The sequence below is a fragment of the Amycolatopsis sp. NPDC059657 genome (assembly GCF_042734395.1).
Taxonomy (GTDB): Bacteria; Actinomycetota; Actinomycetes; order Mycobacteriales; family Pseudonocardiaceae; genus Amycolatopsis.
Genome location: NZ_JBHWEB010000170.1, coordinates 1 through 10633 on the forward strand (window position 1 = coordinate 1; position 10633 = coordinate 10633).

Here is a 10633-nt window from a genome sequence, read left to right on the forward strand (position 1 = left end):
TCCGCCCCCCCCCCCCCCCGGGTTCGGAGGGTGCGCCCCCCCGTCTCCCCCCCCCCCCCACCACCCCCCACCCCCGCGAGAGGCCAAGGTGGCGAAGCGGCTGGGGCCGGAGCAGATGAGGGCCGAGTTCACCACGCCGACGCTGTGTGAAGGCTCCCTTCACGCAATCTGGCCGGTTGTGAAGGGAGCCTTCACACAGCTATGCGTTGTGAAGGCTCCCTTCACAACCGGCTCAGACCACGCCACCCATGCCTGGCCTCGCGGGATAATTCGCGCGACAGGAGCGGCGGGCTTGTTCTAGGCTTGTGATCATGATGCAGCTGTTCTTCCTCTGAGGGACGAGAACCACCTCTCCGGCGCCGCGGACCGCGGCGTCCGGTTCGTCCTGTCAGCGCGTCATTTTCATTCAGAGGACTCCTTTTCATGCCGTCTCACCTTTCGCTTGCCCCTGCCCGCACGGCGCATGTCCGCGTGTCCGACGTCCATCTCTCGTTCGGCGGGCGGCCGGTGCTCGCCGGTGTCGACCTGGTCGCGGCCGCCGGTGACCGGGTCGCCGTGGTCGGCGAGAACGGCCGCGGCAAGACCACCCTGCTCCGGGTGCTCGCGGGTGACCTGCCCGCCGATCGCGGCGAAGTGCGCCGCGCCGGTTCGCTCGGCGTCGCCGACCAGCAGATCCCGCTCGGTGCGGCAGAGACCGTCGGCGCGCTGATCGACCTGGAGCTGTCCGCCGTCCGCGGTGCGCTGGCCAGGCTCGAACACGCCACCGACGCACTCGCCGACGGCCACCCCAGTGCTGAAGACGCCTACGCCGACGCACTCGCGGAGGTCGAGGCGCTCGACGCGTGGGACGCCGACCGGCGTGTCGAGGTCTCGCTCGCCGCGCTGAACGCCATCAGTGACCGCACCCGGCCGCTCGGCACGCTCTCGGTCGGGCAACGTCACCGCGTGCGGCTGGCCTGCCTGCTCGGCGCGGGCCACGCGGTGCTGTTGCTCGACGAGCCGACCAACCACCTCGACGCGGCCGGTCTCGACCATCTCACCGAGCGGTTGCGTGCCTACCCGGGCGCGGTCGTGCTGGTCAGTCATGACCGGGCGCTGCTCACCGACGTGGCCACCACCGTCGTCGATCTCGACCCGTCCAGCGATGGGAGGCCGAGGGTCTACGGCGGCGGCTACTCGGCCTATGTCGAGGCTCGCCAGGCCGAACGTGCCAGGTGGGAGGCGCTGCACACCGAACAACTCGCCGAACGGCAACGCCTGGCGGACGACCTGTCCGCCGCGCAGAACCGCTTGCGTGACAACTGGCGCCCCGCCAAGGGACACGGCAGGCACACCCGTGCCACGCGCGCGCCCGGCCTCGTCCGTGCCGTGCACCGCCGTCAGGAGGAGCTGGCCTCGCACGTGGTGGCGATCCCGTCACCACCGGTCCGGTTCGCCATGCCGGAGCTACCCGCACATCCCGGCGCGACCTTGCTGAGTGCCGACGGGGTGAGCGTGCCGGGCAGGCTCACCCGCCCGGTCGACCTGGCGTTGGATTCCGGCGACCGCCTGGTGATCACCGGCCCCAACGGCGCGGGCAAGTCGACACTGCTGGCCGTGCTGGCGGGCGCTTTGGAACCGGGTACCGGAACGGTCACCCGAGCCAGGCCCGTCCGGATCGGCTTGCTGGGCCAGGAGTCGGCGCTCCCGGACCATCGCACGGCGGCGGAGTTGTCCGACTCCGTCGCCGCGCTGGGACTACTGGCCAAGTACGACCTGCACCGCCCGGTCGGCGAGCTGTCGATCGGTGCCCGCAGGCGGCTGGACCTGGCGCTCGTACTGGCCGCCAGCCCGCACGTGCTGCTGCTCGACGAGCCGACCAACCACCTGTCGGCCACGCTCGTCGACGAGCTGACGGAGGCGCTCGCGTCCACTCCGGCCGCGGTCGTGATCGCCACCCACGACCGTCAGCTGCTGCGCGACACCGAATCTTGGTCGCGGCTGGCGCTGTGACCGGGCATGATGCCGGAATGAGCTGGGAGTACGACGGCCGCCATTACCTGGTCAACCAATGGAGCGATACCTCTGACTACGGCTTCGGCTGGGAGCTGGAGGACGTCGCGCCGACGCCGGGCAAGGGTGTCGTCGTGGAGGCCTACCTGGACGGCACCACCGGCGCAGCCCTACTGCGCGTGGACACCGACGAGCCGCTGCCACTCGCACTGGTCCATCGCTTCATCGCCGAAGCCGCCCCCGACCTCGCCGAGGTCGTGGCCATGGTCGAAGCCGGAGATGTCTGAAGCTGGCGTCAGGCGAACCGGTACGCGAGCTGACTCAACGCGCAGATCCGGCGATCGGCCGTGGCGTAGACGGTGATGTCGGTCCAGAACACCCGCTCGTCGTGGGCCCGCACGGTCGCCCGCGCGGTCACCGGGTCGGTGGGCGGTGGCCCGACGAACTGGGCGTGCAACGAGATCGTGGCGCCGCCCTTGCCCGGCTGGGCGAGCGTCCACGGCACGCTGGTGCCCGCCATGTCGATCAACGTGACCAGCGCGCCCTCGTCGAAGCGCCCTTTCGCGTCGAGGTTGCGCTCGGCCGGTGCCATGCTCAGCTCCAGTTCGCCGGGGCCGATGCCCTCGAACCGCAGATTTCGGCCGCGCAGAAAGGGAATCGACTCGGCTGCCTTGGTGAACACCGCGGGGTCACCCGGCGGCGTCGGCAGAGCGGGCGCGACGCCACTGCCCTGCCTGCCGTCGGCGAGCGTGCTCGACGCGCCCGCGATGACCTGCCCGGCCTCGTCGCGGATCTCGGTTTGGTGGAAACCCAGCTCTCGTGCGCGCCGGAGCGTGGTCGTCGACGCGGTGAAAGCGTTACCCCGCCCCGAGCGGGCGTAGGTGACGTGCAGGGAAGTGGTGCTGGGGTCGGTCTCGGGATCCGCCGCCCGCATGGTCGCCTGCGCGGATGCCAACGCGAGCGCCGCCGTCGCCCCGCCGTGCAGTGCGCCATGGGCGGTATGAGGTTCGGTCACGGTCATGACGACCTCGCCGTCGTGCCACCGGACGCCGAGGTCGCGCAGGAACGGGCTTTCGTCGAGCCAACTCATGGCACCGAGTCTGACAGGCCGTGGCACTCACGACCCCTTACGCTCAGACGGAGGAGTGATCATGGCGGAGCGCGTGAGGTTCGGGGCCGTCCTGGCCGTGCGCGAGTTCCGTGCCATGTGGATCGCCGAGCTGTTCTCCATCGGTGGTGACCAGCTCGCCAGGGTCGCGTTGTCCGTGCTCGTGTTCCAGCGCACCGAGTCCGCCTTCCTCACCGGCTTGACCTACGCGCTGACCTTCGTGCCCGCGCTCGCGGGCGGGATACTCCTCGGCGGACTCGGCGACCGGTATCCGCGACGGGACGTCATGGTCGCGGCCGACCTCGCCCGCGCCGCACTGCTCGCCCTCATGGCATTGCCAGGTATGCCACTCGGCGTGCTCTGCGCGCTGGTCGCCGTCACGACCCTTCTCAACGGTCCCTTCAAAGCGGCACAGCAGGCATTGCTGCCGGACGTGCTCGACGGCGAGAAGTACACCGCGGGCATGGCGATCCGCAACATCACCAGCCAGGCCGCGCAGCTCGCCGGGTTCGCCGGCGGCGGCGCACTCGTCGCCGCGCTCAACCCGACGGTCGCGCTCGCACTCGACGCCGCGACCTTCCTGGCTTCGGCGCTGCTTCTCCAACGCGGCGTCAAGGCACGCCCGGCGCCGCGAAACACCGAAGCACGCATGTCCTTCCGGGCGTCGACAATGCTCGGCGCACGGATCGTGTGGCGTGATCCGGCGCTCAGGGCCTTGATCGGATTGTGCTGGCTGGCCGGGTTCTATGTGGTCCCGGAAGCGCTGGCCGCCCCTTACGCGGGTGACCTGGGCCCGGTCGCCGTCGGGCTGATCATGGCGAGCGATCCGATCGGGAGCGTGATCGGCGGGATCATCTTCGGGAAATGGGTGCCCGAGAGCACTCAGATCCGCGTGATCGGGGTACTCGGCGTGCTGGCCGGGGTGCCGCTGATCTTCTGCGTCTTCAAACCGGGGCTGGCTGTTTCAATGCTCTTGTTCGCCTGCTCGGGGATGTTCGCGACCGCGTACAACATCCAGGGCACCGCGTCGTTCGTGCGGCGGCTGCCGGACGAACGACGGGCGCAGGGTGCCGGGTTGCTGTCTTCCGGGCTGATCACCGTGCAGGGGCTGGGCGCGCTCGTCGCCGGATTGCTCGCCGATCAGCTCGGCCCGGCCCCGGCCGTCGCGCTGGCCGGAGCCGCCGGAGCGGTCGTCGCCGTGCCGATCGCGGTGGGGTGGAGCCGGGCCCGCCGGGGCTGATCACGTGTCGCGGTTGCTCATGGCGGCCTCCCTCCACTGCTCCAGCGCTGCGCTTGGGTGGACACTGGTGGTGGACGGCACCTCGGAAAGGCGGGTGGACCACCCTGAGTATGACCGACGATGGTGCGGCAGGCAGAGCCCCCGCACACATCCGTGACGTACTTTCCCCAGGTCGATGGGCACTTTGGCAGCAACGCCGCGGCCTGATCGGCTACTGCCTGCTCGCCGAAGCCGCCGCGGTCGTGCTGACGGCGCGCGCCGCGGTCACCACCGTGCCGACGGCCCGCGACCTGGTGATGCTGGCCACCCTCGCCGGGATGGGGATACTGCAGGCCGAGCTGGGCCGCCAGGTCGAGCGCGTCCGCAGGCGCGTCAACACCACCCCGCACATCAACATGACCTCGGTCTGGACCTTCGCGGGTGTGCTGCTCCTGCCTGCCGCGCTCGTCGCCGCATTGGTCGCGGTGCTGTACCTGCACCTGGCCGTGCGCAGCTGGTACCGGCTGCGCCGGGTGCCGCCGTTCCGCACCGTGTTCAACGCCAGCCTCGTCACCCTCACCTGTCACGCCGCCTCGGCCGTGCTCGTGCTCGCGGACGTCCGTGACATGGGCGCCGTCGTCGACGCCGGCTGGCGCGGCGTGGTGGTCGTCGTGCTCACCGCGGTCGTCTACTTCGTGGTCGGCGCGCTGGTCGCGCTGCCCGGCCTGACCGTCGAAAAGCGCACCGTGCAGGCACTTTTCGGAGGCTGGGCCGACAACGCGCTCGAAGCGTCGACGCTCTGCCTCGGCATCCTCACCGCGCTCGCGCTGACCACGCTGCCCGCGCTCGCGGTGCTGGTGGTGCCGCCGCTGCTGTTCCTGCATCGCGGCGTACTGGTCAAGCAGCTCGAGGTCGCCGCCACCACGGACGAGAAGACCGGGCTGTTCAACACCGCGGGCTGGCACAATCTCGCCACTCGCGAGCTCGCCAGGGTCGAGCGCACCCCCGACGCCTGCTTCGGCGTGCTGATGATCGACCTCGACTACTTCAAGCGCATCAACGACACCTATGGCCACCTCGCGGGCGACGCGGTGCTCAAGTCGGTCGCCACCGCGATCACCGAATCGGTCCGCGACTACGACTCCGTCGGCCGCTTCGGCGGCGAGGAGTTCGTCGTGCTCCTGCCCGACATCACGCGCACGCACGTCATCACGGTCGCCGAGCGCGTCCGCGCGTCGATCGAGGCGCTCAGGGTGGTGACCACCGCGACCGTGATCGACAACCTGTCGGCGTCCATCGGCGTCGCGATGTACCCGGACGCGGGCGCGGCCGTCGAACGGCTGCTCCAGGCTGCGGACGAAGCGCTCTATCAAGCGAAAAGCCTGGGGCGCAACAGGGTCGTCAGCATCAACGACGTCGCTTGACGTTATCCAGGCGGTCGGGGCTCTCACCTGTCAGCATGACAAACCCGGCGCGCGCGGGCATTCGCTGACACGATCTCCGCCATGCTGTCCAAGCTCAGGTTCTTGCTGATCCCGCTGCTGGTCGTGGTCGCGGCCGGGCTCGGCCTGTGGCTGCACGCGGCCGACCGGACGGCGGGGGACACCTGGCACTCGGCGGGCACCGAGGTCCCCGACCGCATCGACGTCTTCGCCTCGGTCCAGCGCATCGACGCCGCCGGGCGCGAGGCGGTGCTGCGCGTGCTGGCCGTCCCGCTCGGCAGGTTCGGCGAGGGCAATGGCGAGGCGCCGACGGCCGAGCTGCGCCTGCTGAACTCGTCCAGCCTGCGCGGTGATCATGTTTTCCCGGCGCACCAACGGATTTCGAGCGCCGACCTGCCGATCGCGCTGTCCGGCGGCACCGTCACCGACTACCCGTTCGACCGGTACGACGCCAAGATCCAGTTCGCCGCGGAGATGAACGGCGAGCAGGTGCCGGTGCTGCTCACACTGGACAAAGTGGACAGCCTGTTCGGGCTGTCGGTGCGTGCCTACAACGTCGACAACGGCATCGGCGGCGCCGAGGTGCGGTTCAGCCGCTCGGCGGGCGTGCTGGTCTTCGCGGTGTTCATGATGATCACCATGTGGGGCCTCGCGATCGCGGTCCTGCTGGGCGCCAAGAACCTGGTCACCCGCCGCCGCGGCCTGGTCTGGCCCGCGTTCGGCTTCATGGCGGCGACGTTGTTCGCGCTCGCGGGCTTCCGCAACATCGCGCCGGGCACGCCGCCGATCGGCTCACTGCTCGACTACACGGCCTTCCTCTGGGCCGAAGCCGTCATCGCGCTGAGCGTGGTGGTCGCGGTCGTCGCCGGTGCGCTCACCGAACGGGCGAAAAAGGACTAAACGCGGCGGGCTTCGATGAGCCAATGCGCCGCGTTGTAGAAGACGCCCTGGTCAGTGAGGTGTGCGGCGATGTCGGCCTTGAGGTCGTCGATCGCGCGCTCACGGACCGCGTCGTCCAGCTTCTCGTAGCTGAAGCCGTCGGCGATGAACTCGTACGCGTCGTCGACGTCGCTGCCGTAGTACATGGGGACGGTCAGCCCGGTCATCTCGATGTCGGTGAATCCCGCCTCGCTCAGCAACGGGTGCACCCGGTCGGGGTCGCTCAGCGAGAACGGCGTCGGGGCGTCGGCCGGCGGCGGTGGCACTTCCTTGCCGCCGGCCGCGATGGTACGGAACGTGGTGAGGCCCTCGTTGCGGTCGACCGGTTGCCAGGTCAGCTGCACGAGGCGGCCACCGGGCTTGATGGCCCGCGCGATGTTGGCGAACGCGGCGGGCCGATCGCCGAAGAACATCGTGCCGTGCCTGCTGACGGCGATGTCGAAGCGCGCCTCGCCGAAGTCGTGGACCTGCGCGTCCACTTGGAGGAACGTCGCGTTGGCCAGCTGGTCCCGCTCGGCCAGAGTCCGCGCGAGGTCGAGTTGCGCCTTCGACAGGTCGACGCCGAGCGCCGAACCCTCGTACGCGGCACGCGCCGCGTCGCGCGTGAGCTGGCCGCTGCCGCAGCCGATGTCCAGCACCTGCGAATCCGGCTGGAAACCGGCCGCCTTCACGAGCGTGCCGTGGTACCCGGCCATGCCCTCGTTGAACCGGTCGGCGCGGGCGGTCCAGAAGCTCCCGCTGCCGCCGTCCCACATGGCGTACTGATCAGAGTTGGAAGCGTCGACGTTCGGTGTTTCAGCCACGGTTTCTCCCCAGAATCGGCGGCCGAGTCTACAGGCGGGACTCGTGAGTGTTCCCGACGGTTGGCGCCTATTTCTTGATTTCGTAGCGCATGATCGCCACGCCGTTGTCGAAAGCGGTGGCGCCGACCAGTTTCAGGTCGCGCGCGTCCTCGAAAACGCGGGTTCCCTTGCCCCGTGCGGCAGGGCAGACCATCAGCCGGGCTTCGTCGACGACGCCGGCGTCCAGCAGGGCGCGCATGAGTTCCAGGCTGCCCCAGAGCAGGATGTCCTTGCCGCTCCGCGCTTTGAGCTCCCGGACGGTGGCGACCGGGTCGCGCGTCACCGAGCAGGCGGGGAAGTCGCCCCAGGGCGCGTCACCCAGCTTCGACGAGGCGACGAACTTGGCAAGGCTGTTGAACTTCTCGCCGTACTCGCCCTGTTCCTCGGCGTGCGGCCAGTAGCCCTTCGACTGGTGGTAGGTGTTCGCGCCGATGATCATCGTGTCGACCGAGTCGATGAACCCCATGACGCTTTCCTTGAACGGGTTGGTCGTCGCATCGTCGAAGGGCTCCCCGGACACGAAGCTGAGCCCGCCGTCCTCCTCGGCGGCGATGTTGTCGACGGTGACCCACTGCTGGACGACGAGCTTGCGCATGACGTTCTCCCTTGAGGTGGTGTTCGGTGACGGACACCCCAGGGACGCAGCTGCGAGCGACGTCTCGACATGCGCTGACTGTGATCTGGGTCACTCAGGTTGGTCTCGTCTGGCCCGCCGATGTCCAAGCGGCGAGCGTGCCGTAGTCGGTGTCGGTCAGCCCGAGCCGATGATCGACCCGGTGCAGCAAGGCCCGGCCCGCGTGGTGTTCGGCCACCCAGGCCTGGTCGGTGGCGGTGAGCTCGTCGTCGACCCAGGCGAACGGCCGACCCGCCGCCCACGCGACGAGCGCGCGGGTCTTCCAATGGAGCCCGGCACGCTCGTCTTGCTCATCGAAGGGCGACTCCGGCCAGGTCACGACCGGCAGGCGCGGCAGGCCGAGCAGCGGCGCGATGCTGTCGTTCGCGTCGTCCAGCCAGCTTGTCGCCCAGACGAGTGAGCAGGGCAGCGCGGCCAGTCGCGGGCCGTGCGACGGATCGAGTCTGCTCAGTAATGGATTGTCGGCATTCGGCGAGAAAATCGGGTAATTCCGCGCCCCGAATGGGATGAGCGGGCCGTCGACATCCAAGAAGAGCAACGCAAGAGAACCGGTCACACCGCAGAATACAAACCATGACCGCACTGCGTTCAGGACTCTGGCTGCCCATCTTCGACGAACTCGCCGACCCGCTCCAAATAGCCCGATTGGCCGCGGAAGCGGAAGAAGCCGGGTGGCACGGGGTCTTCGTGTGGGACCACGTGCGCTGGCAGGCGCCGGTGCGGGCGGTGGCCGACCCGTGGATCGTGCTGGCGGCGATCGCGTCCGCCACCGAGACCGTGCGGATCGGCCCGATGGTCACCCCGCTGACCAGGCGGCGGCCGACCAAGGTCGCCAGGGAGACCGCGACGCTGGATCAGCTCAGCGGCGGGCGGCTCACCCTGGGCGTCGGGATCGGCGAGGACCGGTTCGGCGAGGAGTTCTCCAAGACCGGCGAGGAACTCGACGCCCGCGTGCGCGGCGACATGCTCGACGAGTCGCTGGAGATCCTCAACGCCGCCTGGTCGGGCAAGCCGGTGCGCCACCACGGCGAGCACTACGTCGTCGATGGCATGAAGTTCCTGCCGACGCCCGTGCAGCGGCCGGGTGTGCCGGTGTGGGCGGCCGGCTTCCCGGGGAAGGTCAAGCCGCTGCGCCGGGCTGCCCGGTGCGACGGGTTCTTCCCGGTCAATCTCGGCCACCCCGATGAGGTGGCCGAGGTCGCCGAGACCATCGCGGGCCTGCGGGACTCGGCGACGCCGTTCGACCTGGCCGTCGACGTGGCACCCGGCGACGACCTGTCGCTGTACGCCAAGGCGGGTGCCACCTGGTGGCTGACGCAGTTCTCGCCACACGGCGTTTCGCTGGACACCGTCCGGGGCGTCGTGCGCGACGGGCCGGCGACCTGAGTCATGGCACAGGGCATCGTCAAGTTCTTCAAGCCGGAGAAGGGATGGGGCGCGATCGCCTCACCCGACCTGCCGGCGGGCGCGGACGCCTGGGTGCATTTCAGCGTGATCGAGATGGACGGATTCCGGTCGCTCGAGCAGGGCGATCGCGTCGAGTTCGAGTACGAGGCCGCGCGGCAGGACAGCTTCCGGTTCCGCGCCACCAGCGTCCGCAGGCTGGGAAAACCGTAACCTTTGCGTTGACGTCAGCGTCAAGGTTTACCGTCGCCGGTATGCGAATCGGTGAACTCGCCCGGCGCGCCGGGACCACGACCCGCGCGCTGCGGTTCTATGAGGCGCAAGGCCTGCTGACCGCGCCGCGCTCGGCGAACGGCTACCGCGACTACGGCGAGGACGAGGTCCGCCTCGTCCACGAGATCCTGACGCTGCAGGCGGCGGGGCTCAGTCTCGACGACACACGCCCGTTCGTGGACTGCCTGCGCACCGGGCACGACGCCGGGGACGCCTGCCCCGCGTCGGTCGAGGTCTACCAGCGCAAACTCGCCGAGGTGGACGCCTGCCTCGACCGGCTCAACGCCGTGCGCGAAGGACTGCTCACCAAACTGGCCGGCGCGCTGGCCAGGCAACCGGGACCCTGCGGAGTCGAGGAATGATGGATACCACCGATGACACCTTCACCAGCGAAGTCCTCGAAAGCGGCAAGCCCGTGCTGGTGGACTTCTGGGCGCAGTGGTGTCCGCCGTGCCACATGATCGCGCCCGTGCTCAAGGAGATCGCGAGCGAACGGCCCGACCTCACCGTGCGCAAGATCAACACCGACGAGAACCCGCTCCAGGCCCGGAACTACCAGGTCATGTCGCTGCCGACGCTGATCCTCTTCCGCGACGGCGTCCCGGTGCGGACGATCGTCGGCGCCCGCCCCAAAGCCAAACTCCTGGCCGAACTGGACGACGTGCTGTCGTGAGCGATGGGGTCGTGAGTGGTATGGCCGGTTCTAACAATGAGTAAACCAACAAAACAAATAGTTAACAAGAACCCCCGCGCCCGACCCCCGTGCCCCGCCTGTGTGAG

13 protein-coding genes are annotated in these 10633 nt (G+C 69.4%); 9 read left to right on the top strand and 4 right to left on the bottom strand.

Going from position 1 to position 10633, the window contains the following annotated elements:
* Positions 1 to 423: 423 nt before the first annotated feature.
* Positions 424 to 1992: an ABC-F family ATP-binding cassette domain-containing protein gene (locus ACFV15_RS44600; RefSeq protein ID WP_378359100.1), complete on the top strand. Its 1569-nt coding sequence runs from the start codon at positions 424 to 426 to the stop codon at positions 1990 to 1992.
* Positions 1993 to 2009: 17 nt separating this feature from the next.
* Positions 2010 to 2279: a hypothetical protein gene (locus tag ACFV15_RS44605; RefSeq protein ID WP_378359101.1), complete on the top strand. Its 270-nt coding sequence runs from the start codon at positions 2010 to 2012 to the stop codon at positions 2277 to 2279.
* An 8-nt stretch (positions 2280 to 2287) separates the two neighbouring features.
* On the opposite strand, the gene ACFV15_RS44610 is transcribed toward ACFV15_RS44605, so the two are convergent.
* The gene (locus tag ACFV15_RS44610; RefSeq protein ID WP_378359102.1) at positions 2288 to 3082 is read right to left on the bottom strand and encodes a PaaI family thioesterase; all 795 of its coding nucleotides are present in this window, start codon (positions 3080 to 3082) and stop codon (positions 2288 to 2290) included.
* Between the two features lie 61 nt (positions 3083 to 3143).
* Between ACFV15_RS44610 and ACFV15_RS44615 the strand changes: the two genes are divergently transcribed.
* From ACFV15_RS44615 to ACFV15_RS44625, 3 genes are all read left to right on the top strand, one after another.
* Positions 3144 to 4340, top strand: coding sequence for an MFS transporter (locus ACFV15_RS44615; protein WP_378359104.1), 1197 nt, complete (start codon positions 3144 to 3146; stop codon positions 4338 to 4340).
* 110 nt (positions 4341 to 4450) lie between these two features.
* Entirely contained in the window at positions 4451 to 5743 is a 1293-nt protein-coding gene (locus ACFV15_RS44620) for a diguanylate cyclase (RefSeq protein WP_378359105.1), read from the top strand.
* Positions 5744 to 5824: 81 nt separating this feature from the next.
* Positions 5825 to 6661 (top strand): DUF4436 family protein, encoded by an 837-nt coding sequence (locus tag ACFV15_RS44625; RefSeq protein ID WP_378359107.1) that lies wholly within the window; start codon positions 5825 to 5827, stop codon positions 6659 to 6661.
* On the opposite strand, the gene ACFV15_RS44630 is transcribed toward ACFV15_RS44625, so the two are convergent.
* From ACFV15_RS44630 to ACFV15_RS44640, 3 genes are all read right to left on the bottom strand, one after another.
* Entirely contained in the window at positions 6658 to 7503 is an 846-nt protein-coding gene (locus ACFV15_RS44630; protein ID WP_378359108.1) for a class I SAM-dependent methyltransferase, read from the bottom strand. The two genes, ACFV15_RS44625 and ACFV15_RS44630, sit on opposite strands and share 4 nt — an antisense overlap.
* 67 nt (positions 7504 to 7570) lie before the next feature.
* Positions 7571 to 8137, bottom strand: coding sequence for a dihydrofolate reductase family protein (locus tag ACFV15_RS44635; RefSeq protein WP_378359110.1), 567 nt, complete (start codon positions 8135 to 8137; stop codon positions 7571 to 7573).
* Between the two features lie 94 nt (positions 8138 to 8231).
* Positions 8232 to 8732, bottom strand: coding sequence for an HAD domain-containing protein (locus ACFV15_RS44640; protein ID WP_378359112.1), 501 nt, complete (start codon positions 8730 to 8732; stop codon positions 8232 to 8234).
* A gap of 17 nt (positions 8733 to 8749) precedes the next feature.
* Between ACFV15_RS44640 and ACFV15_RS44645 the strand changes: the two genes are divergently transcribed.
* From ACFV15_RS44645 to trxA, 4 genes are read left to right on the top strand one after another with little or no spacing between them, the layout of a single operon-like run.
* Positions 8750 to 9562, top strand: coding sequence for an LLM class flavin-dependent oxidoreductase (locus tag ACFV15_RS44645; RefSeq protein ID WP_378359113.1), 813 nt, complete (start codon positions 8750 to 8752; stop codon positions 9560 to 9562).
* 3 nt (positions 9563 to 9565) lie between these two features.
* On the top strand, positions 9566 to 9793 hold the full coding sequence (locus tag ACFV15_RS44650) for a cold-shock protein (protein WP_378359115.1): 228 nt from the start codon (positions 9566 to 9568) through the stop codon (positions 9791 to 9793).
* A gap of 41 nt (positions 9794 to 9834) precedes the next feature.
* A complete protein-coding gene (locus ACFV15_RS44655; RefSeq protein WP_378359116.1) occupies positions 9835 to 10215 on the top strand; it encodes a MerR family transcriptional regulator in 381 nt (126 codons plus the stop codon).
* Positions 10215 to 10526, top strand: a complete 312-nt coding sequence (gene trxA, locus ACFV15_RS44660; RefSeq protein ID WP_378359118.1) for a thioredoxin — start codon at positions 10215 to 10217, stop codon at positions 10524 to 10526. The genes ACFV15_RS44655 and trxA overlap by 1 nt, the downstream gene beginning before the upstream one ends.
* Positions 10527 to 10633 lie beyond the last annotated feature (107 nt).

Bases quoted from the DNA above. Each gene is read 5' to 3' on its own strand.
- ACFV15_RS44620 (WP_378359105.1), top strand. From the start codon at position 4,451: ATGACCGACGATGGTGCGGCAGGCAGAGCCCCCGCACACATCCGTGAC.
- ACFV15_RS44645 (WP_378359113.1), top strand. From the start codon at position 8,750: ATGACCGCACTGCGTTCAGGACTCTGGCTGCCCATCTTCGACGAACTC.
- ACFV15_RS44650 (WP_378359115.1), top strand. From the start codon at position 9,566: ATGGCACAGGGCATCGTCAAGTTCTTCAAGCCGGAGAAGGGATGGGGC.
- ACFV15_RS44600 (WP_378359100.1), top strand. From the start codon at position 424: ATGCCGTCTCACCTTTCGCTTGCCCCTGCCCGCACGGCGCATGTCCGC.
- ACFV15_RS44615 (WP_378359104.1), top strand. From the start codon at position 3,144: ATGGCGGAGCGCGTGAGGTTCGGGGCCGTCCTGGCCGTGCGCGAGTTC.
- trxA (WP_378359118.1), top strand. From the start codon at position 10,215: ATGGATACCACCGATGACACCTTCACCAGCGAAGTCCTCGAAAGCGGC.
- ACFV15_RS44635 (WP_378359110.1), bottom strand. From the start codon at position 8,137: ATGCGCAAGCTCGTCGTCCAGCAGTGGGTCACCGTCGACAACATCGCC.
- ACFV15_RS44655 (WP_378359116.1), top strand. From the start codon at position 9,835: ATGCGAATCGGTGAACTCGCCCGGCGCGCCGGGACCACGACCCGCGCG.
- ACFV15_RS44605 (WP_378359101.1), top strand. From the start codon at position 2,010: ATGAGCTGGGAGTACGACGGCCGCCATTACCTGGTCAACCAATGGAGC.
- ACFV15_RS44610 (WP_378359102.1), bottom strand. From the start codon at position 3,082: ATGAGTTGGCTCGACGAAAGCCCGTTCCTGCGCGACCTCGGCGTCCGG.
- ACFV15_RS44625 (WP_378359107.1), top strand. From the start codon at position 5,825: ATGCTGTCCAAGCTCAGGTTCTTGCTGATCCCGCTGCTGGTCGTGGTC.